Source organism: Bradyrhizobium prioriisuperbiae (assembly GCF_032397745.1).
In the GTDB taxonomy this organism is placed as follows: Bacteria; Pseudomonadota; Alphaproteobacteria; order Rhizobiales; family Xanthobacteraceae; genus Bradyrhizobium_A; species Bradyrhizobium_A prioriisuperbiae.
In genome coordinates, this window is record NZ_CP135921.1 from 8,799,431 (window position 1) to 8,820,883 (window position 21,453).

A 21,453-nucleotide genomic window follows, 5' to 3' on the forward strand; every position below is an offset into this window, starting at 1 on the left:
CCTAAATGCTGTAGAAATCGACAACCGTCGGAATGCAGTCGTTCATGATGATAATCTTCTTGCGGGCGATGCGGTAGCGGCCATCCGACAGGATAAGTCGATGCCGGTAGGTTCCGAAGTGCAGATGCTGCCTGCGCGTACGCGGATCGAACACATGCGTCGTCCAGCACGATCTGGCATCGATGTTTCGATCGTCGATGTCGGTGAGAACGACATTCGAGATCATGTGCAGCGTCCGTGGCAACGGCAGCGCCGTGATCGACTTGCGCGACTGGATGCGGCCGATCCGCTCCTGCAATTGGGCTCGCGACGTGTGATAAATGTAAGACACCTGCGTGTCCGGATCGGTCACCAGCTCATACTCGTCGAGCCAGGACGGCACCCAGTATTCCGCATCGGCTTCATAGAGCTCGGCCCATGCGCCCCATTCCTTGTCGTCGAGATGCTGGGCTTCGTCGAACAGCAGTTTCTCGGCCTCCGCGTGATTGTGCCCGGTCTCAAACCGGCGGCCATCCGCCTTTTGGTCAGGCATCGGCCGCCTCCCCTGTCGCATGCTGCAGCAGCCGCCGCCATTCGCGGTAACCGGAATGGAAATTGGTTTCGCCGCCGAAGCCGGGCTTGCCGAAGGCGTAATCGACCGGGGAGATGCCGAGTTCGCTGACATGATCGCCGGGCAGGCCAATGCCGGGATCGAGACCGCGCAAATGCCCGAGCGTGTCGCCGGCCTGAGCCGCATAGCCGGTCTGGCAGAATTCGTACATCACGTTGTCGTCGGAGGTGGCGAGCCCGCTCGGATTGAAGAAGTCCTCATAGGCGCGGATGCGAAAGCGGCGCGCAGCCGGACTCTCGCCCACCGGCGCCAGGCAATGCGACGTCATCTCGGTCTTGTCCGCCGACAGCGGCCGCCAGGTGCGCAGTTGCGCCGAACTGATATCGATGATCTGCAGATTGGGGAAAATGGTCAGGTTGCGCTGGCGCAGCATCCATTTCAGCCTGGTGTCGCCGACCCGTGCCTTCACCTCGGCGAGGCCGTCAGGATCGGAGGCCAGCGCCCGCCCGTAACGCATCTGCCGCTTGATCGACCAGTTGACGGCGTGGCCGTTGCTGAAATTGAAGCTTCCCTGCCCCTCGACCTCGTCCGCACGCTCCGACGTGAACCCGGTGGCATCGCCGGATTTGGTCCGCTGCGCCAGGATGTCGACGTAGGAACTGTGCGTGGAATTGAAATGGTAATAGTCGAGCCCGTTCTCGAACTGCAGTTTCCAGTTGGCATCGAAAGTGTAAGTGATGTCGCCGGGAACGAATTCGAGCTGCCCCACCGGGCTCTGGTCGGCCACGAGGTCGATGAAGGCGCGGGCGTCGCCGAGGTAATCGGACAGCGACGGCACGTCGGCCGACAGGCTCGCGAAGATGAGACCACGGTAGCTCTCGAGCCGGGCGACCGGGAAGAGATTACGATCCGCGTTGTCGAAATCAGCCGGATACTGCCCGTCATCCTTGTCGGTGACCGAAATGTTGCGGCCGGCGCTGTCGTAGGCCCAGCCATGATAGCGGCAGACATGAAACTTCTGCCGCCCCCGCTTGAACGGACAGACCATCGTGGCGCGATGCCGGCAGGTGTTGAGGAAACAGCCGATGTTTCCCTCGCCGTCACGCATCAGCAGCACCGGCTGCCGGCCGATGAATGTGGTGATGTAGTCATGCGGCCGGGGAATCTGCGTTTCGAGGCCGACAAACGACCATGTCGCCTCGAAGATGTGCTTCATCTCCAGATCGAAGATGTCCGGATCCGTGAAGGCGCTTCTGGAAACATGGAAGGCCTTGTCGGACGGACGGTCGTCGATCAGACCATCCAGAGGCGTGTGCACGTTCATCTGACGCTCCTCACAGGGTGCTCGCAAATCCAGTCACCACATCAGTTCAGGTGGATGTTGGCGGCGGAGGCGATGGTCTTCCATTTGCCGATCTCGCCGGCCACGAATTGATCGAACGCCTGCGGCGTGGAGCCGACCGGCTGCATGCCGAACGTTTCCGCCTTGGCCGCGAACGCCGGCGACTTGACGAAGGCGATGAGATCATCCGACAGCGCCTTGACCAGCGGATCGGGCGTCCTGGCCGCGACCACCAGCCCGAACATCGAATTCGCTTCGTAACCGGGATAGGTCTCGGCGATGCAGGCGTATTGCGGCGCGTTGGGAATGCGGGTGGCGTTGGTGACGCCGAGCACCTTGATGGTCTTTTCCCGCACATGCTGTTGCACCGAGTGCCAGACGTCGAACATCAGCGGCACGCGGTTGGCCAAAACATCGGTGAGCGCATTGGCGCTGCCGTTATACGGCACGTGCAGCATCTTGATGTCGGCCGTCTTCTGCAGCAGTTCCGCGGCCATGTGGGTTGCGGTGGCCGGCCCCGGCGTCGCGTAGGCCAGCGGCTCCTTTTGCGCGCGCGCAACCTTGACCAGGCCGGGAATGTCGTCGGCCGGGAATGACGGATTGGCCACCACCACCATGTGCGCTTCGGCCAATTGAGTAAGCCCGCGCAGGTCGCGCTGGGTGTCGAACGGCATCTGGTCGCGCACCGCCGGGTTGATGACATAGGCGGTGATGACCATGCCGATGGTGTGGCCATCAGGCACCGACTTCGCCACCGCATCGGTGCCGAGCAGCGTGCCCGCGCCGGGCCTGTTCTCGACGATGACCGGCATCGACCATTTCGCCGCCATCGCCTCGCCGATGATGCGAGCAATGACGTCGGTCGGCCCACCGGCCGTGAACGGCACGATGAGGCGGACATTGTGCGAGGGAAACTTGTCCTGCGCCGAGGCCTGGGCGCCATAGCCCATCACGGCAAACGCAGACGTTGCGGCGAGAAACCGCCGGCGGTCGATCATGGTGTCCTCCCTTTGGATCTTGTCGGGCTTCTTGCGAGCCTTGCGAGACTGATGCGCGGTCCCCTTGCCGGCGACCTCATGAAGGACACTATAGTTGTTTTTACACCTATTGCAACGGGAGGCGCATGGGCGCTGCCGGGCCGATCCGTGCTTAATGACGGAGAAGATTCGCCAGAGGTATCGGAATGGAGAAAACCAGGAAGGCGACGTCGGGGACCGGCAGCACGCCGGTGCCGCAAGCCATCGACTTCGAGCGCTACGTGCCGACCGTGGTGTCACGGTTGTCGATGAAGCTGCGCGCCTCGGCCAAGGATTATTTCCAGGACAGCTACGGCATCACCCTGCTCGACTGGCGCATCATGTCCTTCATCGCGGCGGAAGGCCCTTCCAGCGCCTACGACATCTGGACGCTGGGTACGCTCGACAAGGCCGCGGTCAGCCGGGCGCTGCGCATCCTCGCCGAGCGCGGCCTGATCGCCATTCGCAACGACAGGAAAAGCGCCCGCCGGCGCTCCACGGTGGCGCTGACAAAGGCCGGCCGCCAGCTGCACGATCGCTCCTTCGACGAAATCGTGCTGCGGCACCAGCGCCTGGTCGGTGGGCTGACCCGCGAGCAGATCGACGCCTTCATCTGGACCGCGCAGCATCTGGAAGGCCGCATCGCGTTGATGGCGAAGGACACCGAGCCGCCGCTGTCGACGTTCAAACCGACCAAGGCTGCGTTTTCCGACGAGGTCAAATAGCTGCGATCCGGGCGTAACGAACGGCCACAATCCATTGCAACCCAGCCATCTGGGAAAGTGATACGGGGCATCCCGAATATCGATTTGATCGCGCGAAAGCTTCGGGCTACCCCAAAGGGGCAGTTTTGCAACGCGGAGCAGACGAGAACGTGACCACGCCCGATCAATCCCAACGCGCGATGCGGCCCGTGACGATCGCCATCGCAGGCGCCGTGTCGCTCGCGACCATCATGGGTATCGGCCGGTTTGCGTTCACGCCGGTGCTGCCGATGATGCTGGCGGACGGCGTCATCGACCTCAAGCAGGGCAGTTGGCTTGCGACCATCAACCTGATCGGCTATCTGCTCGGTGCGCTCGGCTGCATCGTGTTGCCGTCGTTTCTTGCGAGCCGGAAGCGGCTGCGCATCTCCAGTGCCGGGATCATCCGTTGCGGCCTGTCGGTGACAGCGCTGCTGACGCTGGCGATGGCCTTCCCGCTCCCCATGCTTTGGCCGGCCTTGCGATTTCTGGCCGGCGTCGCCACTGCGATCACCCTGATCTACACCGCCGGCTGGTGCCTGGCCCGGCTGGCACGTGCGGGGCAGCCCGCGCTGGGAGGCATCATCTTCACCGGGCCTGGCGTCGGCATCGTGCTCTCGGGCATCGTCGCCAGCGCGGCGACATCCCTCAAGCTCTCCTCGTTCGGCGCGTGGCTGGTGTTCGGCGGCCTCGCCGCTGTCATGACCGCGCTGACCTGGCGCATCTTCCAGGACGACGGCGGCGCGCCGGTGCCGGCCGCGGCAGCACCGGTGGCACGCGGCGGCTGGAACGCCGAGCAATGGATCTTTGCGCTGGCCTATGGGCTCGCCGGCTTCGGCTACATCATCACGGCGACATTCATGCCGGTGATCGCCCGCGAAGCGCTGGGCGCATCGCCCTGGATCGACCTGTTCTGGCCGATCTTCGGCCTCGCCATCATCTGCGGCGCGCTGCTGGCAAGCCGGATCCCGCACCATATCGACCTGCGTTACCTCCTGATCGGCAGCTACATCGTGCAGGCTATGGGTGTGCTGATGTCGCTGCTGTGGCCGACGGTTGCCGGCTTCGTGCTCAGCAGCATCCTGGTCGGCCTGCCGTTCACCGGCATCACCCACTTCACCATGCAGGAAGCACGTCGCCTCAGTCCCCACGGGGCGACAAGCTTCATGGCGCTGCTGACCGCTGCTTATGGCATCGGACAAATCGCGGGACCGCCGCTGGTCGGCGTTCTGCTTAATCACACGCCAACCCATGCCGCCGGTTTCACGCTGGCGCTGCAAACCGCTGTCGTGAGCCTGGTCGTGGGCTCGCTGCTCTACGCGTTCAAGATTCGCAGTTACCCCCTCGCTCAAACCGGAGGATAATCACATGTGGCCGGACCGCCGATTACAGGACCTGCTGGGCATCGAATTGCCGATCCTGCTCGCGCCAATGGCAGGCGTGGTGTACGCCGATCTCGCGGTGGTGGTGGCGGAAGCCGGCGGTCTCGGAGCCTTGCCGTGCGCCATGTTCAGCCTGGAGCAGGCGCGCGCCGAGTTCTGCGCGATCCGCAAACGGACATCAAAGCCGATCAATCTCAACTTCTTCTGCCACCAGCCGCCGCAGATCGACCAGGCCCGCGAAGCCAGATGGCGCGAACGCCTGAAAACTTACTATGACGAACTCGGCATCGCGCCGGACACGCCGATCCCGACCTCCAACCGCACGCCGTTCGACGCCGCGTTCTGCGAACTGGTGGAACAAATCAAGCCGGAAGTTGTCAGCTTTCATTTCGGACTGCCGGAGCCTGAGCTGGTCAAGCGCGTCAAGCAGGCCGGCTGCAAACTGATCTCGTCCGCGAGCACTGTGGACGAAGCGATCTGGCTGGAAGCTCACGGCTGCGACGCGGTGATCGCGCAGGGATCCGAGGCCGGCGGCCACCGCGCCATGTTCCTGACTGACGATGTCGCCACCCAGATCGGAACCATGGCGTTGCTGCCGCAGGTGGTCGATGCGGTGAAGGTGCCCGTCATCGCCGCCGGCGCGATCACCGACGCGCGCGGCATCGTGGCTGCGTTTGCGCTGGGCGCCTCAGCAGTGCAGATCGGCACCGCCTACATGTTCTGTCCGGAAGCAAAGATCGCGGCTCCGCACCGGCAGGTGCTGAGGGACGCAAGAAACCATCCGACCGCGATCACCAATCTGTTCACCGGACGTCCCGCACGCAGCTTCGTCAACCGCGTGATGCGCGAAGTCGGTCCACTGTCCGATCTTGCCCCGCAATTTCCGCTTGCCGGCGGCGCGCTGATGCCGCTGCGGGCGAAGTCCGAGCCGCAGGGCTCCGGAGATTTCATGTCGCTGTGGTCGGGACAAGCCGCAGCGCTGGCCCGCGAGATGCCGGCGGGTGAGTTGACGACGACGCTGATTGCCGAGGCAAAGGCGCTGACGAAGCGTCTGGCATGAAAGCGCGCGGCACTTTCAACGCGGCATCCGCGTAATCGCGGCGCGCACCGCCGCCAGCGGCGCGCTGTCGTCGAAGTCGACCTCGCCATCACGCACGCGCACGCCGAGATCGCGCCAGAGTCCCTCGAGGTCGGGCGCCACCGGCTTGCCGCCCATCTCGTCGTGAAGCCTGCTCAACACATCCAGGCCGACCGCCTTGTCGGCGGTCGCAAGAATGCGCTGGAGCGGCCAATCGACTTCGTGGCTGCCGCCGGCAGCAAGGACGCCGCGCATGGCGTCCTGCAAACCCAGCCTGTTGTCGGTTCGTTTGCGAATTTCGATGTCGGCCAGCAGACAGAACATCGCGCCGCCCCAGTATTTGCGGCCCCAGGTCCCGGTATTGTCCAACCCCTGATCGCCGGCCCGTGGCAAGCCCTTCGGCATGTCGCGCACCATCGCCCCCCAAATCTCCTTGGCGGTAAGGTCACCGGACTGAACCCGCGCCACCGGCTCGATATAAACCGCAAGCCCTTCGGACAGCCAGGTATTGCGCTCGTCCACATCGGGCAGGGCCGTGTGCACCATCTCGTGCACCAGCACCCAATCGCGCCTGAGGGCCTCTTCGGTCGCGTCACGCCCGAACGGAATGCGGATGGCGGCACCGCGGTAGCCCCACGTCGTCCCGCCCATCACGCCGCGGCCGTCCACGGGCACCAGCAAAAGCCTGAGCGATCGGACCGGAAAGCGGCCGTAATAGGTCGACGCGGCTTGTGCCGACGTCCGCACCCAGCCGAGAATGGTCTCCTTCGGCAGAGCGAGAGCACCGGGCGCGAAAGCCACGTGGATCACACCGTTCGGAACCACAATGTCGGTCTTGTCCAGGCGATCGAAAGCGTCATACGGCATCCTGTCGCCGCGCATGAACTCGGATTGCGCCGCGACGTGTGAGGTCACCACCGCTCCGGTCAGGGCGGCAATGACCCCGACCACCACGAACCAGCGCGCGATCTTCAGGACCATCATTGGACCACGCGTCCGGCAGTGAAGGGCAGAACCTGCTGTTCGATTGCAGCCGCGATGAAAATGGCGGCCGCCTCGGCGAGGTCGTCGAGCATAGCCGCCAGCAGCATGTTCCCCTTGGCCGCCGTTGCCAGTGTCGGATCACCGAAGCTGCCGGAGCGGCTGTAATTGTCGGACGCGGGGTCCGACGGCGTCAGCGCACCAGTCGAGGCACGCGACGACCAGGGACTTGCCTCGGCGCGCGGCATGTCGACGACATCGGGCGCAAGCGCGAGCATGATCGATGTCTCCAGTTCGTCGGCATGGCTGCCATATGGCTGTTCGGCAAGCGCCTGCGCCTGGTGCCGATAGCGCGGCCCGTCGTGGATCCTGAGATGCAGCACCGCGCCGCGATCGAAACCCGACAACGCCCGCGCGATCGGCGCAATGGTGCTGATGCCGGTGTCGACCACCAGGAGCTTGCGGCAGCCGAAGCCGAGAATGCCGCCGGCGATCTCCCGGATCACGGCCTCGAACGTCGTTTCGGTCAAACTGCTGCTGCCGGCATAGGCGGCGAAAGCGGGATAAGCGCCGTAACTCACGGTCGGCCAGATGATCGCGCCAAACCGATCGGCCAGCCGATCAGAGAGCCATTCGGCCTGAATCTGATCGGTGTTCATCGGCAAATGGAATCCATGTTCCTTGGCGCCGGCGCCGACCGGCAAGATCGCCGCCGCACCACTGTCGATGCGCTGGGCGACCTGATCCCAGATCATGCGTGCAATGGCGTTGACCGTGCTCACATCGAGTTCTCACCGCGGCGGGCATTCAGGACGATACGACGATCACGCAGGCTGCGGCGGCGGTGTCAGAAGCTCCGAGGCGACCCACCCCTGCAGGTAGCCGGCGCCACGCGCCGCGGCCCCGTCGGGGTCGTCATAGGTCGCGAGCATCGAACACAGCACGCCGAAGGGAAGACCGCCGCTGGCTTCATCCCACATCATCGCTTCCTCGGCGGACAGTTCGCGAAACATTGGCGTAACGCCCTGGCGCCAGACCAGGATGCGCCCCGGCGCGTCAAGGCTAACTGCATCCGGTGGGGTCTCGTCGTTCTTCAGGGCGAGCCAGACCGCGGCAACGTTGGTCGCGACATCGAGCCGGCAGGACGACGGATGCGGGTGAAACGTCAGGTCGTTCCAGGCTTCAGGCGCAATGCCGGCGAGATCGGCAAAAACCAGCACAGGCGCATCTTTGGCGTCGAAGGCATCGTTCAGAGCCTTCTCCAGATCAGCGAGTTCCGCAAGGATCGGGTATTTGCTATAGGGCTCGCTCGCTTTCAAGAATTCCGGAAGCCCCTGAGAAAACCAGCGCAAGTTCGGGCGCTGCGAGGGCTTCGCCGCCACATAGGCCCTGCCCATTTCGTCGAACATCTCGTCGCCGAGATAGTCGTAAAGCAGCTTGTGGTCGTTGCGCATGGCCTCGACCAGCCGCGAGGCGTAAGCATGCCTGTAGACGCCGAACAGGACGTCGCGTTTCTCCTTGTCGCTGTCGAGGATTTCGGCAAGGATGGAGTCGTCGTCGGTCAGGATGCCGCGTTGAAAATCGCTTTGCAGCCGCGCGAAATCGCTCATCCAGCGGGCCTCAAGTCGACGCCCGGCAGAAGCGTTTCCGCCATCTCGCGGGAGCGGCCGACCTCGGCCACCAGTTCATCGAGCGGCGGAATATTGTCGTCGCGTTCGATCATGGTCGAGACCCTGCCGAAGCGCCGGACCGCCGCGGCATACAGCTCCCAGACTTCATCGCACACCGGATGATCGTGGGTGTCGATGATGTGAGTGCCCATATGGCTGTGCCCGGCCATGTGAAACTGAACCACGCGATCCGCCGGGATGCCCTCAAGGAAGGCATGGGGATCGTAACCGTGATTGAAGGCGCTGACATAGACGTTGTTGACGTCGAACAGCAACCAGCAGCCGGACCGGCGGGACAGTTCGCTGAGGAACTCCCATTCCGTCATCTCGGAATTGTTGAACTGCACATAGGTGGAGACATTTTCCAGCACGATGGCGCGGCCGAGAAAATCCTGCACCAGCTGAACACGGCTGACGACATGGTCGAGGGCTTCGTTGGTGTAGGGTATCGGCAGCAGGTCGTGCAAGTTCTTGCCATGCACGCCGGTCCAGCACAGATGATCGGACACCCATTTCGGCTCGACATGCGCGGCGAGATCGCGCAGCCCCTGCAGATATTCGAAATTGGGCGGAGCGGTCGACGCGATCGACAGCGACACGCCGTGCATCACCACAGGATAGCGCTCCCGGATCTTGTCCAGAACGCGCAACGGCTGCCCGCCAGGCAGCATGTAATTTTCGCTGATGACCTCGAACCAGTCGATCGGCGGATGTCCGCTCAGGATCTCGTCATAGTGCTGGGCCCGCAACCCCAGGCCGAATCCAAGGAACGGAGGTTTGTCGGATACCCGCGGACCACCCGGCGGCCGCGACGCCGGATCGGCGCTCTTGTCCATCGGTGGCATCTTGCTGGAGATGTTCATGCAGCATCCGATCGCGGATCAATCCAGAGGCACGCCGTCGTTGTCCGGAGCGCCATCCTATCAGAGAAACCGGAGGCCGGACACCGTCGGCCCAGCCCCCGCTTCGCTTCTCAAACCAAGCCGGCGATTAGGACTTTTCGAACTTGCCCTTGGCAGCCGAGCACTTCGCCTTGGTCATTTCCGCAAAGCCCTGGCCCTTGCAGGCATTCTGCCCCTTGCAGGCGTGATTGCCGCCCTTGCAGGCGCTCTGGCCCTTGCAGGCGTTGGCGCCGACGCAATGGCCGGTGTCGGCGGCGTAGGCGACGGTGGTGATGCTGGCGCCAGCCAGGAACAGCGTTGCGGCGGCAGCCGCGAGGGTCGCTCCGGATTTCGAACTCAACTTCATCGCAGGTCTCCCGTACATGTTGATGACGATGTGGTACCGGTGTGATGGACGGGTCGTCCGAGCCACATCACTCGAACGATCCCCTCTTTGAGGGCGGGACGCAGCTTGCCGGGTCCCGCACCGTCGTCTCACATCAGGACGCGACGAACTTGCCGCCGGCCTTGGCGCAGCCCTTCTCCGACATCATCGAGAAGCCCTGGCCCTTGCAGCCATTCTGCCCCTTGCATGAATTGGTCAGGCTCTTGCAGGCGCTCTGGCCCTTGCAGGCGTTGGCGGCGATACACTTGCCGTTCGCGGCATAAGCGGTGGTGGGCGTGGCAACGGTGGCGCCGGCGAGGAAAAGAGTGGCGGCGGCAACTGCGAGAGTGGCACCTGATTTGGAATCCATTTTCATAACGATCTCCTCAAACTCGGTTGATGTTAAAAAGCGGTTCCATGAATCGTGATTTGGGTGATCACGGCCCCGCACAGCGAACGTTTTCGGATGCCGTCCAACCGCGAATGCCTGGCGCGGATCGCCTGGCGATCAGCGTGGCTCTCGTTCAGAGATCATCCACATCAAGCTACGGAGCTCGTTTCATTTGGTTACAGGGATTCGAAAGAAAATTTTATTTTGCTGCGCTGCGGCGTAAGGCATGTGCTGCGGATCGGTAAAATTGTGCATGAAATGACGCCGTGATAACGAGGGAGACAGCCCCACTCTCTCCGCGTCATGCCCGACCTTGGGCTGTCTTGGGCCGGGCATCCACATCTTTCTTGTTACGATGCCGTCCAAGACGTAACAGCGACTCGACGAAGCCGAGTCGCTGGGAACAATCCCGGCCATGACGCCGTCGGTAGGAGACGTCTCGACATCATATCAGGATACGAGGGCTTGACCTCAGCGGCCTGGGCTGCCCCAAGTCGCCGGTATCCAGCTTGAGCGCTTAATTCGCCGCCGCGCGCTGCGGCCTCAGCTTCGCCATCTGTTTCACCGTGGCCTGCAACTCTTCCGCATTGAAGGAAGGATATGAGCAGATGCGGTTGCTGCAGGCGAAGGCCGCGGGCTCGCCAAGATCGGGATATTCGACATCGGGATTGGGCAACTTGCCTTCGCGCAGATCCAGCCACTCCAGGCGCTTGTAGCGCGCCGGATAGGCGCGCGCCGTTGCATGCAGCTTCTGCGCGCGCGGATCATCCTTCGCTCCGACGATGGTCATGTGGGTCGGCTCCACCGCCAATTCCTCATCCGCCAGCAGCACGCCCGGGAAGGGTCGTGGCATATCGATGATGGCGGCCGTGAGATAACGCATGGCGTGCTCGGCATTGTGCTTGTAGACATCCTTGGCGAAATAACGATCGAGCAGGTTCATGAAACGGGCAACCTGGATCTGGTCGTCGATCAGTTTTGCCGGCTTAGCGAAGACGCCGATTTTCGCTTCGCTGGTTTTCGAGGTCAGAAAGCCACCCGTGGCGTCCTTGAAGGTGGCATCGATCATGTCGCCGGCCTGGCCGGCACGCATCAGCCAGTCGCGGTTGCCGGTCGCGGCATAGAGATCAAGAAACGCCTGCCCCATGGCAAGGGTATCGCCAAGAAACGGCCCGCCGCGATCCTTGTCACCGTGATTGAAGCCGCCGTCGGGCCGCGCGCGACTGTCGATTGCCCACTTCGCGGCGCGCTCCGCCGTCGCGAGCACCTTTGGGTCGTTCGTGACATTGAAATAAGCGGCAAGACCGCTGATCGCCCAACCGTTCTCACGGGCATAGAGATTCTTGTCGAGGCGCGGCAATCCGAGCTTGCGACGCGCGGCATCACCGAGCGCGTAATAGGCGTGACCATCCATGTCGTGGTTGAGATCGGCATCCTGGCTGACATAGAACGCGCCGTCCGGGCTGATCAGAAAGGCCGCAAGATAGCGTTCGACGTCACGCGCTGCCGCGAGATATTTCGGGTCCTTCCACAGCGCATAAGCCTGGCTGTACTGGCGCAGATATTGCGCCTGGAACGACATGATCTTTTCGAAATGCGGCTTGGTCCAACTACCGCCTTCGGAATACTGGAATACGCCGCCCCAGACCGGATCGATCAGCTTGAGTGCCGCGTCGAGGGTTTGCCGCGCGCGCTTGACTGCCGTTGCATCGCCGGCCTCCGCGCGAGCGACGGCATAATCCATGCTGTCGGCATCGATATACTTCTGGGTGTCGCCCCAACCGCCAAGGGTCTCCTCATACGACCCGTCAAAGGACTTCGTCAGCTCCGCGCGCTGCTCCTTGCTGAGGAGGTGCGCTGCCGATGGCTTGATCTCGAAGGCTTCGCCGACCGACGGACCGGGCGACGGATCATCGATAATCGCCTTGAGCAGGGCCTGCATCCGCTCCGGCTCGATATAGCCGCGGATCTTGGCGATTTCGGTGCCGTCGGAATTGAACACGATGGTCGCCGGCCAGCCCCAGTCGCCATAACGGCTGGACAGGTCCGGATTGGCATCCTGATCAACCCGCACCGCAATGTATTTCGCGGCCAGCAGGTCGATCACAGCGGGATCGGAATAGGTCGTCTTTTCCATCACGTGGCACCAGTGGCACCACACCGCTTCGAGATCGAGGATCACGAAGCGTTTCTCGGCCTGCGCGCGCGCAAACAGATCCTCGTGCCAGCCATTCCATGTGACGGGCTCGGCAGCCCCCGCAGGAGACACGGCAAACGCGACGGCGACCGTCAGTGCGTGGAGCAGTTTCATCGTGCCTCCCAAACTCCAGCGATCAGCGCCGCCGGTCTCCGAGAGCTACGCAGCGCCACGGGCGGCGGCTCAGCCTTTTGGCGGTCTCACGCAATCGTGAGCGAATGCGCAGGGCTTGCGACGAGAACCACCATCGCCCAATACGTTACCTCGACGCCTCGCTTCGCCCCGCCGCGCGCAGCAGCAGGTGATCCAGCGAAATCTTGCCGGGCCCGACGGCGGCCAGCCAGAGGAACGCAGCCATGTAGGTAACTTCCTCGAAGCCGAGCAGCGTCTCCAGCGATTCGACATCGCCCCATTTGGCCGATTTGATCGCGACCACCATCACCGCCGCGAGCATGATGGCGGGGATGCGGGTGAACAGGCCGAGGATCAGCATGAGACCTCCAAAACACTCCACACCCGAAACAAACGGGGTCAGGATGCTGGGAAAGGGAATGCCCCAGTCGGTGAAATTCTGGATCATGGCGGGCAGATTGTTGAGCTTGCTCCAGCCGGTCAGCATGAACACATAGCCGACCACGAGACGCATGATCAGCGGTCCGATCTCGGCGAAGATCATCCCGACACGCGCGGGCAGGACGATGAGAAAGTCGACAATGGCTTTCATAGTACCCCCTTTGATGCCGCCGGCACGGCTCGCGTCGACGCCTGGTTCGATCGACGGCGGGCCGCTGTTGAACGCGGATGACAGTGACGTTTCGTCCCAAATCGACTTTTTGTTACGCGGCCTCACCCGATATTCGCCAGTGCGGGAAACGTCTCAATCAGCCAGATGCTGATGGTCGACATTGTTCCCGTGAGAAATCCTATTCCCGTCAGCACCATAAGCACGCCCATGGCCCGCTCGACGCTGGCCAGATGACGCTTCAGCCGGGCCAGCATTGCGGAGAACCGCTCGATCATGAATGCCGCGAGAAGGAAGGGAATACCAAGGCCCGCGGAATAGATCGCGAGCAATCCGGCCCCCTTTGTCACGGTGGCCTCGGCGGCAGCCACCGACAGGATCGCGGCCAGGATCGGCCCGATGCATGGCGTCCAGCCGAACGCAAAGGCGAGACCCATGACATAGGCGCCCCACAACCCAACCGGCTTGGCCATCGTGGCACGGCCTTCGCGCATCAAAAGGCCGATCCGCGTCAGTCCAAGAAAGTGCAGGCCCATGATGATGATCACCACGCCGGCCACGATCGACAACTGCGCCGACCAGGCGCGAACCAGGCCGCCAATAAGACTGGCGCTGGCGCCCAGCGCCACGAACACCGTGGAAAAGCCGAGCACGAACATCAACGCCGACATCATCACCGCGCGCTTCGATGCCACGGTCTGGCCGCCCTCGGCGACATGTTCGATGGTGGCGCCGGTCAGATAGATCAGATACGGCGGCACCAGCGGGAGAACGCAGGGTGACAGGAAACTGACGACCCCGGCGATCAGCGCGGCTGCAATGGAGACATCGTGCGTCATCGGACCACCGGATCGCCGTGCCGGCCGCCATCACTGCCGCCGGTCCTGATGATACGGTGGAGACCGGCTCGGGGTTTCAATTGATGATCCGGAGTGAGGTGTTGCTCCGCATCATCCGCGGACTTGACCTCAGCAAGGAAGATGGATTGCCGGATCAAGTCCGGCAATGACGCAGTGGGGATGATAGGCCTTGCCGCAACGCTAGGCCCTGTCCGTATATCTGCAGGTCCCGCTTACACCTTGAGCGGCGCTGCGACCGCCGACAAGGCACCGCCGAAGCGGGCTTCCATGGCACGGCGGGTGACGATGGTGTCATTGCCAGCATCGACCTCGACATCGCTCCAGCGCACCGCGGCGCCGTGAGCGACATCTTTCGTCAGCCGCACCTTGTGGGCGAGCCCGATCGGCAGCGCACCGGCCTTCAGGCTGTCAGCGGCCGGCATCAGCTTGCCCCAGACGGTGTAACCGCCCTCGCCGTCCAGCATCTCGCCGGCGCGCAGCGCACGCTTGGCGATGGCTGCGACATCGCCGCGAAAATCCTGCGGCTGCCCGGTCGGCTCACCACGCAGCGCCGCCGAGAGCACGGAGATGTTCAGCTCCAGCCCGATCAGGTGATACGGCTTGTACATCGCCGCATAACGGCCGCTGCTGTCGGTCTTCAGACCATATTGGCGGAAACAGTCAGCGGCATAGTCGTTCGGCGCTTCCAGCACCACATAGACGCCCCAGCGCAGGTCGCGAAACACCGGGCGGCCATCACGCTCCAGCGAAGAGATCACCTCGACCACGCCGGATTTTTCCAGCACGCCGCCCTGGTGGCGCGGACGCATCACATGCGGCAGGTCGTCGACGCCGCAAGGCGGAAACAGCAGCCCGCTTGCGGGCACGTCAAGACCGGTCGCGTTGGCAATCGCCGCCATCTCGATGGCCGACTTGGTGCCGTCGAGAAAGGAATTGAACATCTGCGGGTTCATGCCGGCGGATTGTGCCTCACCCGCGGTCAGGCCGTAGTGTTTCCAGACCTCGGCGGGCGTGACGTTGTGATAGATCGGCAGGTACTTGGTGCCTTTGCCGGCGGCGACGACGCGGAAGCCGGTGGCGCGCGCCCAGTCCACCATTTCGGCGGTCAGCGCCGGCTGGTCGCCATAGGCCAGCGAATAGACCACGCCGGCACGGCGCGCTTCGTCGGCGAGCAACGGGCCAGCGAGGACGTCGGCCTCGACATTGACCATGACGATATGCTTGCCGGCGGCGATCGCCGCACGGGCGTGGCGGATGCCAACCGCGGGATTGCCGGTGGCTTCCACCACCACTTCTACGGCGTCGCTTTTGATCGCGGCTGCGCCATCGTCGGTAAAGGTGGTCGCCGAGATGCGCGCGGCATCCCAGCCGACAGTGCGGCAGGCCTCGCGCGCGCGCTCCGGATCGAGATCGACGATCACGGATACCTCGAGCCCCGGCGTGTGCGGCACTTGCGAGAGGAACATGGAGCCGAATTTGCCGGCTCCGATCAGCGCCACGCGAACGGGCTTGCCCGCCGCATGGCGCTTGCTCAACAGTTGATGCAGATTCATGTTGTGCGTCGTTTCTCTGTGCGACGCTTATTCTGCGGCCTGGCGGGGACTGCGCGCAAGCCGCAACAATGCATCGTCGTCCACCGGCCTGATCGGCGCGAAATCCTGGTGCGCGATGAACTCCGGCCGCGTCGGCGTGCGGATGTGGTTCGACACCGCATTCAGCGTCAGATAGACGATCTTGCGCGGATAAGGCGTGATGTTGCCGGCCGAGCCGTGCACCAGATTGCCGTGGAACATCAGCACGCCGCCCGGCTTGCCGGTCGGCGCCACGATACCGCCTTCCTTGACCAGCCGCGTCACCGTCTCATCGTCAAGCGTCCACAACGGATACGACGTGGTCGCGATATCGTGCGAGGCTTTCAAGTCGCCCGCGGTCTGGCTGCACGGCACCAGCAGCAGTGGGCCGTTGATCGGCATCACTTCGTCCAGGAACACCGAGATGTTCATCGCCCGCGGCTCCGGCATGCCATCATCGCGTTTCCAGGTGCCGTAGTCCTGGTGCCACTGCCAGACCTCACCAGTAAAGGCGGATTTGGCGTTGATCTTGTACTGATGCATATAGAGTTGTTCGCCGAAAATCTGCTCCACCGGTCCGATCAGCCGGGGATGCGCACCGAGCAACCGGAAGGCTTCGTTATAGGTATGCGCGGCAAACGCCGTGCGCGGCGCGCCGGTTTTCTCGCGCCAGACTTCCGGGCGATGCTGGTCATAGATCGCAAGCGCCTCGCGGCGAAGCAGATCGACTTCCTCAGGGTTGAAGAGCTCGGGCAGGAACAGCCAGCCTTCGGTGTGGAACGTCTCGATCTGCTGCTGGGTCAGTTTCATGGGGGCGTCCTCCTGATGTTCTTGGTCGATTTTATTTGGCAGTCTTGTCGTGCAGAAGCGGTCACGTCCGGATCGGGGTCAGGCGTTGTTCGGTGGCACGTCCGGCGGTGAGGGCATGGCCTCTCGCGGCGCTCTCGGCGGCGTCCGCATCGCCGGCAAAGATCCGCGCGGCAATGGTCTCGTGCTCGTGCCAGGCGCTGGCACGATAATCGAGTTCGGCCAGCACGGTGGCCATCGAGCGGCGCATGTGCGGCCATTGCGGCGACACCGTTTCCTCAATCGCCGGGTTGCCGGACAGCCGATAGATGGCGCGATGGAAATCGACATCCCGCGTGATCAGCGTCGACAGCGACGTGGATGCGTCGATCTCGCGCCCGGCTTTCAACGCCCGATCGAGTTCGGTGCAATCGGCGTCGTCCGCCTTCACGCGCTCGGCCGCCAACCGCGCGGCAAGGCCATCGATGGCGCCGCGCACTTCATAAAGCTGGCGGATGCGGACGGGATCGAGTCGGGTGACTTCAAAGCCCTTGCGGCCGCTTTCAGCCACCAGCCCCTGGCGATGCAGCAGATGCAGCGCGTGGCTGACCGGCTGACGCGACACCCCGAGTTGCTCGGCGAGTTCGCTCTGCCGGATGCGCCGGCCCGGCGGCAGGGTGTGGTCGGAAATCCCTTCGAGAATCCGGGCGTAGACCTGTTCGATCAGGTTCGGGGCTTGATCCAGCGGAAACATGGGCCACCATTTTTGAATTCGGAATTCCGAACTCAGAATTCGAATGATATGCCTCACTTTATATATATGTCAAGATCGCGGCTTGTCCCGCCGGCAACCTGGATCACCCCCTTGCCGGGTCTGGTTCCGATGTCCCGGCGCGATGTCGGTGACTTGATCTGGCGACCGCCCTGTCGCAGAGGTCGATGACGATCTCCGGCGATTTCACTCTGGCGTGCGAATGGCGACCTGGCGCGACGATATCGATGCCCTGATGTTTGAGACCGACGGCCAGCATGGCTTCTGCATGGTGCATCGGCATGCCTTCCGCACCCTGCTGCGGTCGCTCCCCGCACCGAACGACTGCCTGGCTTATTTCAGGACTCATGAGCCCGCGTTTCAGGCCGCGGCCTCCGCCAAGATCAGCCGCAAGAACCTGGCCGAAGGCGTCAACTTCCATCTCACCAGCCGCGATGTGGCACGTGCCCTGAAAAAATAATCGTCGCGAGCACGCCCGGCATCGATTAGAACGGTGCCGTGAATTGAGGAGCCCGACATGCAGCAATCCCAGACCGCTCACCTGCCCGTTGCCACCAAGGACGCCAGCGTGGTGCTGCAGGCCGTGATGGCGATGGCGCTCGGCCTGTTCGTGATCGGCATGGTGGGCTTTTCCCACATCGACGTGGTGCACAACGCGGCCCATGACGTCCGGCATTCCAACGCCTTCCCCTGCCACTAAGTCAGTCACGTGATTTTTCGTTCAATCGTCTTTTCGGCCATGGTCGCCGGGTTCATTGTCGGCGCGCTGATCACGGTGGTGCAGCAGTTCGGCACCGTGCCGCTGATCCTGAGGGGCGAAACCTACGAGAAGACCGCGGAAAAGCCGGCGGCCTCCGCCAACAAACCAGCCGTCACTGTCGGACATGCCGACCACGACCATGCCGGCCACGACCATACTGAGGCGTGGGAGCCGCGCAACGGCTGGGAGCGCAACTCCTATACCGCCGCGGCCAACATCCTGACCGCGATCGGTTTCGCGCTGCTTTTGGCGGGAGTTTTCGCACTGCGCGGCCTTGTCGTGACATGGCATGAAGGTTTGCTGTGGGGGCTCAGCGGCTTTGCCGTGTTCACGATCGCGCCCGGTCTTGGCCTGCCGCCCGAACTTCCGGGCATGCCGGTGGCTCCGCTGTTGGCGCGCCAGATCTGGTGGGTCGGGACGGCGGCGGCAACGGCCGGCGGACTGGGCCTGCTGTTTCTCCGGCGCGCGCCGTGGGCCGCAGTGCTCGGCATCGCGCTCCTGATCCTACCGCATGCGATCGGCGCGCCACAGGTTGAGAATGCCCACAGCATCGTGCCGGAAACCCTGTCGCATCGCTTCGTCGTTGCCGCCACGGTCACCAGCCTGCTGTTCTGGAGCCTGCTCGGCAGCGTAACCAGCGTGGCCTATCGATACTTTTCAGCACCGGCGTCTGTCACAATTCCCGCGGCATAACGAACCCGCACGACCGAACCGTGTATGACACTTTCAGCGTGTTGACGCTCGGGTAGTGACCACCTATCGTCATTTTGACGGTTCCCTTCGGGGATCAAATGGGAATGCGGTGCGGGCCTGACCTGATATCGGGCCTCATGCCGCAGCTGTCCCCGCAACTGTAAACGGCGAGCCATCGTCACATGCCACTGGGCCGCAAAAGCTCGGGAAGGCGACGAAAGCGAATGACCCGTGAGCCAGGAGACCTGCCGTCAGTCGTGGTCACACGCGAGCACATCGGGCGGGGGCGTCCTGGTGGGAGCCGAACCGTTGCCGGAAAGGTGACGGGGAGACTGCGTTCGCGGTGACGTGCCACGTAACCGCGAGTTGCCTGATGATCCCGCGTTCCTATGCCGCGCTGAGACGAAGCGCCGGCCTGCTGTGCTCCCTCACCTTATCTTCCATGCTGATGCCATCAGACGGCCGGAGTCAGACCGCCACGCGGCCCGGCTCGCTCGACCCGATCGAGATCTCTCCGGCACCCGCCGCCCGCAACAAGCCGGCGCGGGCCAGCAACACACGCGGGCGTGCCGCTGCCGTCGCTTCGCGGCAGGCGGCCCGTTCAGCCGGCGGCACCTCTCCCCCCACGACGTCACTACAAGCAGCCGCGGCCAAGCCGGCGCTCGACCTGACGCAACGCACCGCGACTGGCAGCCGGCTCAACCTGACGCCACTGCAAACGCCGGCCAGCGTCGAGAGTATCAGCGCGCAGACCATCAGCGAGCGAGGCCAGCACAACGTACTCGACGCGGTGACCCAGAACGCCACCGGCATTACTGCGACTCCGCAGCCGGGTAACGGCGGTATCTCCTTCACTTCTCGCGGCTTCTCGGGCGCCAACTCGGTGATGACGCTTTATGACGGCACCCGTTTCTATCCGGGGGCCGGCACCATCACCTTCCCATACGACACCTGGTCGGCAGAACGCATCGACGTGCTGCGCGGCCCGGCGTCGGTGCTGTATGGCCAGGGCGCGATCGGCGGCGTCATCAACGTGGTCCCGAAGAAGCCGCTCGATGTCCAGCGCAACGAAGCCGAGCTGTCGCTGGACACCAATCTGACGCGGCGACTGTCGGTGGACAGCGGCGGCCCGATCAGCCCCAACGTCAGCTATCGCCTGGCCGCCACCGGCAATATGTCCGACGGCTGGGTCGACCGCGACAAGACCTCGAACCTCGCGATCTCCGCCGCGGTGCGGCTGCAGGCGGCGGACAACCTCGCCTTCACCTTCTCCAACGACTACGCCGACCGCAGGCCGTCGCGCTATTTCGGTGCGCCGCTGATCAACGGCACGTTGGACGACTCACTACGGTTCAAGAACTACAATGCACTCGACAGCCGCATCCGCTATCAGGACAACTGGACCCAGTTCAAGACCGAGTGGGATGTCAACGACAGCGTCACGGTGCGCAACACGATGTACACCCTGACCACCCGCCGGCACTGGCGCGATATCGAATCTTATTCATTCAATCCAGCCACCGGGAAGATCGATCGCAGTGACTATATCGAGATCCTGCACGATCAGACCCAGGTCGGCAACCGAATGGATGCCACCATCCGCGGCCACCTGTTCGGCTTCAAGAACGAAACCGTGGTCGGCTTCGACGTCAACCGGATTGCCTTCACTCACACCAACAACTCGCCCTATGCCGGTGCGTCGTCGGTCGATCTCTATAGTTTCAATCCAGGATCATTCTTCGACACCACCAGCCCAACCGCTCTCGGCTTCCGTTCCGTCACTAACCAGTATTCGGTGTTCGCAGAGGACCGGCTGACGCTGTCCGATCAGCTCACGGTGATCAGCGGGGTGAACTTCGATCAGCCAACCATCAACCGCACCGACTACCGCAATCCGGCAAACAGCTTCGAGACCGCGCTGTCGGGCACGAGCTGGCGGACCGGCGTGGTCTACACCCCGATCAAGGATCTCGCGTTCTACGGCCAATACACCGTCGGCACCGATCCGGTCGGCACCCTGATCACGACGAGCGCTGCGCAGAAGAACTTCACTCTGACCACCGGCAAACAGATCGAGGTCGGCGTCAAACAGTCGTTCTGGAACGGGCGTGGCGAGTGGACGCTGGCCGGCTATGAGATCGTCAAGAACAACCTGCTCGCTGCCGATCCGATCAGTCCGAACAAAGTTCAGCAGATTGGACAGCAATCGTCGCGCGGCATCGAGGCCTCGCTCGGCCTGGTGCTGGACTACGGCTGGCGGCTCGACGCCAACCTGGCGCTGTTGCGCGCGAAGTATGACGACAATCCCCAGTCGGTCGGCGGCGTGCTGGTCAATTATGCCGGCAACGTTCCGACCAACGTTCCGCAGCAGTTGTCGAATATCTGGGCGACATGGGACTTCGCACCGAACTGGTCGGTCAACGGCGGCGTGCAGATTGTCGGCAAGACCTATGCAGACAGCGCCAACACGCTCGCCATCCCCAGCTACGCCGTTGTCAATGCGGGCCTGCGCTGGAAGCCCGATGCCAACACCACGGTGGCGCTGCGTCTCTACAATCTATTCGACAAGGTCTATGTGACGTCGGGCAATACCGATCAGTGGATGCTCGGCATGCCGCGCACGGCGGAGCTCTCCGTCAATGTGAAGTTCTGA

The 21,453-nt window shown here is 63.2% G+C and carries 22 protein-coding genes and 1 riboswitch; of the genes, 7 read left to right on the top strand and 15 right to left on the bottom strand.

Going from position 1 to position 21,453, the window contains the following annotated elements:
• Position 1 precedes the first annotated feature (1 nt).
• The 3 genes from RS897_RS40845 to RS897_RS40855 are packed head-to-tail and all read right to left on the bottom strand — an operon-like array spanning position 2 to position 2,890.
• Positions 2 to 532, bottom strand: a complete 531-nt coding sequence (locus RS897_RS40845) for an aromatic-ring-hydroxylating dioxygenase subunit beta (protein ID WP_315834319.1) — start codon at positions 530 to 532, stop codon at positions 2 to 4.
• Positions 525 to 1,874 carry an aromatic ring-hydroxylating oxygenase subunit alpha gene (locus RS897_RS40850; protein WP_315834320.1) on the bottom strand — a complete coding sequence of 450 codons (1,350 nt, stop codon included), beginning with the start codon at positions 1,872 to 1,874 and terminating at the stop codon, positions 525 to 527. The genes RS897_RS40845 and RS897_RS40850 overlap by 8 nt, the downstream gene beginning before the upstream one ends.
• A gap of 41 nt (positions 1,875 to 1,915) precedes the next feature.
• Positions 1,916 to 2,890 carry a Bug family tripartite tricarboxylate transporter substrate binding protein gene (locus RS897_RS40855; protein ID WP_315834321.1) on the bottom strand — a complete coding sequence of 325 codons (975 nt, stop codon included), beginning with the start codon at positions 2,888 to 2,890 and terminating at the stop codon, positions 1,916 to 1,918.
• A 185-nt stretch (positions 2,891 to 3,075) separates the two neighbouring features.
• On the opposite strand from RS897_RS40855, the gene RS897_RS40860 reads away from it, so the two are divergent.
• The 3 genes from RS897_RS40860 (at position 3,076) to RS897_RS40870 (ending at position 6,093) form a co-directional block, all read left to right on the top strand.
• Complete coding sequence (locus RS897_RS40860; protein ID WP_315834322.1) at positions 3,076 to 3,633, top strand: MarR family winged helix-turn-helix transcriptional regulator; 558 nt, start codon at positions 3,076 to 3,078, stop codon at positions 3,631 to 3,633.
• 149 nt (positions 3,634 to 3,782) lie between these two features.
• Positions 3,783 to 5,015, top strand: coding sequence for a YbfB/YjiJ family MFS transporter (locus tag RS897_RS40865; RefSeq protein ID WP_315834323.1), 1,233 nt, complete (start codon positions 3,783 to 3,785; stop codon positions 5,013 to 5,015).
• Between the two features lie 4 nt (positions 5,016 to 5,019).
• Positions 5,020 to 6,093, top strand: a complete 1,074-nt coding sequence (locus RS897_RS40870; RefSeq protein ID WP_315834324.1) for an NAD(P)H-dependent flavin oxidoreductase — start codon at positions 5,020 to 5,022, stop codon at positions 6,091 to 6,093.
• A gap of 15 nt (positions 6,094 to 6,108) precedes the next feature.
• Here RS897_RS40870 and RS897_RS40875 read toward each other — a convergent pair whose 3' ends face one another.
• The 12 genes from RS897_RS40875 to RS897_RS40930 all read right to left on the bottom strand — a co-directional run bounded on the left by RS897_RS40875 (position 6,109) and on the right by RS897_RS40930 (position 17,329).
• A complete protein-coding gene (locus RS897_RS40875; RefSeq protein ID WP_315834325.1) occupies positions 6,109 to 7,095 on the bottom strand; it encodes a M1 aminopeptidase family protein in 987 nt (328 codons plus the stop codon).
• Positions 7,092 to 7,874, bottom strand: coding sequence for a creatininase family protein (locus RS897_RS40880; protein ID WP_315834326.1), 783 nt, complete (start codon positions 7,872 to 7,874; stop codon positions 7,092 to 7,094). Before RS897_RS40880 ends, RS897_RS40875 begins: the two co-directional genes overlap by 4 nt.
• A gap of 42 nt (positions 7,875 to 7,916) precedes the next feature.
• Complete coding sequence (locus RS897_RS40885; RefSeq protein ID WP_315834327.1) at positions 7,917 to 8,702, bottom strand: DNA-binding domain-containing protein; 786 nt, start codon at positions 8,700 to 8,702, stop codon at positions 7,917 to 7,919.
• Positions 8,699 to 9,598, bottom strand: a complete 900-nt coding sequence (gene bufB / locus RS897_RS40890; RefSeq protein WP_315838912.1) for an MNIO family bufferin maturase — start codon at positions 9,596 to 9,598, stop codon at positions 8,699 to 8,701. Before bufB ends, RS897_RS40885 begins: the two co-directional genes overlap by 4 nt.
• A 154-nt stretch (positions 9,599 to 9,752) precedes the next feature.
• Positions 9,753 to 10,010, bottom strand: a complete 258-nt coding sequence (gene bufA2 / locus RS897_RS40895) for a BufA2 family periplasmic bufferin-type metallophore (protein WP_315834328.1) — start codon at positions 10,008 to 10,010, stop codon at positions 9,753 to 9,755.
• Positions 10,011 to 10,143: 133 nt separating this feature from the next.
• Positions 10,144 to 10,404, bottom strand: coding sequence for a BufA2 family periplasmic bufferin-type metallophore (bufA2, locus tag RS897_RS40900; protein WP_315834329.1), 261 nt, complete (start codon positions 10,402 to 10,404; stop codon positions 10,144 to 10,146).
• Positions 10,405 to 10,936: 532 nt separating this feature from the next.
• A complete protein-coding gene (locus RS897_RS40905) occupies positions 10,937 to 12,730 on the bottom strand; it encodes a thioredoxin domain-containing protein (protein ID WP_315834330.1) in 1,794 nt (597 codons plus the stop codon).
• A 145-nt stretch (positions 12,731 to 12,875) separates the two neighbouring features.
• Positions 12,876 to 13,340, bottom strand: coding sequence for a DoxX family protein (locus RS897_RS40910; RefSeq protein WP_315834331.1), 465 nt, complete (start codon positions 13,338 to 13,340; stop codon positions 12,876 to 12,878).
• A gap of 122 nt (positions 13,341 to 13,462) precedes the next feature.
• Positions 13,463 to 14,197 carry a cytochrome c biogenesis CcdA family protein gene (locus RS897_RS40915; protein WP_315834332.1) on the bottom strand — a complete coding sequence of 245 codons (735 nt, stop codon included), beginning with the start codon at positions 14,195 to 14,197 and terminating at the stop codon, positions 13,463 to 13,465.
• 233 nt (positions 14,198 to 14,430) lie between these two features.
• Complete coding sequence (locus tag RS897_RS40920) at positions 14,431 to 15,771, bottom strand: NAD(P)H-dependent oxidoreductase (RefSeq protein WP_315834333.1); 1,341 nt, start codon at positions 15,769 to 15,771, stop codon at positions 14,431 to 14,433.
• A gap of 27 nt (positions 15,772 to 15,798) precedes the next feature.
• The gene (locus RS897_RS40925; RefSeq protein WP_315834334.1) at positions 15,799 to 16,599 is read right to left on the bottom strand and encodes a phytanoyl-CoA dioxygenase family protein; all 801 of its coding nucleotides are present in this window, start codon (positions 16,597 to 16,599) and stop codon (positions 15,799 to 15,801) included.
• 61 nt (positions 16,600 to 16,660) lie between these two features.
• Positions 16,661 to 17,329 carry a GntR family transcriptional regulator gene (locus RS897_RS40930; RefSeq protein ID WP_315834335.1) on the bottom strand — a complete coding sequence of 223 codons (669 nt, stop codon included), beginning with the start codon at positions 17,327 to 17,329 and terminating at the stop codon, positions 16,661 to 16,663.
• 220 nt (positions 17,330 to 17,549) lie between these two features.
• On the opposite strand from RS897_RS40930, the gene RS897_RS40935 reads away from it, so the two are divergent.
• The 4 genes from RS897_RS40935 to RS897_RS40950 all read left to right on the top strand — a co-directional run bounded on the left by RS897_RS40935 (position 17,550) and on the right by RS897_RS40950 (position 21,453).
• Complete coding sequence (locus RS897_RS40935; protein WP_315834336.1) at positions 17,550 to 17,807, top strand: hypothetical protein; 258 nt, start codon at positions 17,550 to 17,552, stop codon at positions 17,805 to 17,807.
• Between the two features lie 57 nt (positions 17,808 to 17,864).
• The gene (locus RS897_RS40940) at positions 17,865 to 18,047 is read left to right on the top strand and encodes a CbtB domain-containing protein (RefSeq protein ID WP_315834337.1); all 183 of its coding nucleotides are present in this window, start codon (positions 17,865 to 17,867) and stop codon (positions 18,045 to 18,047) included.
• Positions 18,048 to 18,056: 9 nt separating this feature from the next.
• Entirely contained in the window at positions 18,057 to 18,800 is a 744-nt protein-coding gene (locus RS897_RS40945) for a CbtA family protein (protein ID WP_315834338.1), read from the top strand.
• A gap of 61 nt (positions 18,801 to 18,861) precedes the next feature.
• Positions 18,862 to 19,067, top strand: a riboswitch (cobalamin riboswitch).
• A 106-nt stretch (positions 19,068 to 19,173) separates the two neighbouring features.
• Complete coding sequence (locus RS897_RS40950; RefSeq protein WP_315834339.1) at positions 19,174 to 21,453, top strand: TonB-dependent receptor; 2,280 nt, start codon at positions 19,174 to 19,176, stop codon at positions 21,451 to 21,453.

What these genes read in the sequence shown, in the direction of transcription:
- bufA2 (WP_315834328.1), bottom strand. Translation starts at nt 10,010, where the DNA reads ATGAAGTTGAGTTCGAAATCCGGAGCGACCCTCGCGGCTGCCGCCGCA.
- RS897_RS40860 (WP_315834322.1), top strand. Translation starts at nt 3,076, where the DNA reads ATGGAGAAAACCAGGAAGGCGACGTCGGGGACCGGCAGCACGCCGGTG.
- RS897_RS40885 (WP_315834327.1), bottom strand. Translation starts at nt 8,702, where the DNA reads ATGAGCGATTTCGCGCGGCTGCAAAGCGATTTTCAACGCGGCATCCTG.
- RS897_RS40915 (WP_315834332.1), bottom strand. Translation starts at nt 14,197, where the DNA reads ATGACGCACGATGTCTCCATTGCAGCCGCGCTGATCGCCGGGGTCGTC.
- RS897_RS40920 (WP_315834333.1), bottom strand. Translation starts at nt 15,771, where the DNA reads ATGAATCTGCATCAACTGTTGAGCAAGCGCCATGCGGCGGGCAAGCCC.
- RS897_RS40870 (WP_315834324.1), top strand. Translation starts at nt 5,020, where the DNA reads ATGTGGCCGGACCGCCGATTACAGGACCTGCTGGGCATCGAATTGCCG.
- RS897_RS40925 (WP_315834334.1), bottom strand. Translation starts at nt 16,599, where the DNA reads ATGAAACTGACCCAGCAGCAGATCGAGACGTTCCACACCGAAGGCTGG.
- RS897_RS40935 (WP_315834336.1), top strand. Translation starts at nt 17,550, where the DNA reads ATGGCGACCTGGCGCGACGATATCGATGCCCTGATGTTTGAGACCGAC.
- RS897_RS40905 (WP_315834330.1), bottom strand. Translation starts at nt 12,730, where the DNA reads ATGAAACTGCTCCACGCACTGACGGTCGCCGTCGCGTTTGCCGTGTCT.
- RS897_RS40940 (WP_315834337.1), top strand. Translation starts at nt 17,865, where the DNA reads ATGCAGCAATCCCAGACCGCTCACCTGCCCGTTGCCACCAAGGACGCC.
- RS897_RS40930 (WP_315834335.1), bottom strand. Translation starts at nt 17,329, where the DNA reads ATGTTTCCGCTGGATCAAGCCCCGAACCTGATCGAACAGGTCTACGCC.
- RS897_RS40850 (WP_315834320.1), bottom strand. Translation starts at nt 1,874, where the DNA reads ATGAACGTGCACACGCCTCTGGATGGTCTGATCGACGACCGTCCGTCC.
- RS897_RS40875 (WP_315834325.1), bottom strand. Translation starts at nt 7,095, where the DNA reads ATGATGGTCCTGAAGATCGCGCGCTGGTTCGTGGTGGTCGGGGTCATT.
- bufB (WP_315838912.1), bottom strand. Translation starts at nt 9,598, where the DNA reads ATGGACAAGAGCGCCGATCCGGCGTCGCGGCCGCCGGGTGGTCCGCGG.
- bufA2 (WP_315834329.1), bottom strand. Translation starts at nt 10,404, where the DNA reads ATGAAAATGGATTCCAAATCAGGTGCCACTCTCGCAGTTGCCGCCGCC.
- RS897_RS40855 (WP_315834321.1), bottom strand. Translation starts at nt 2,890, where the DNA reads ATGATCGACCGCCGGCGGTTTCTCGCCGCAACGTCTGCGTTTGCCGTG.
- RS897_RS40950 (WP_315834339.1), top strand. Translation starts at nt 19,174, where the DNA reads ATGATCCCGCGTTCCTATGCCGCGCTGAGACGAAGCGCCGGCCTGCTG.
- RS897_RS40845 (WP_315834319.1), bottom strand. Translation starts at nt 532, where the DNA reads ATGCCTGACCAAAAGGCGGATGGCCGCCGGTTTGAGACCGGGCACAAT.
- RS897_RS40910 (WP_315834331.1), bottom strand. Translation starts at nt 13,340, where the DNA reads ATGAAAGCCATTGTCGACTTTCTCATCGTCCTGCCCGCGCGTGTCGGG.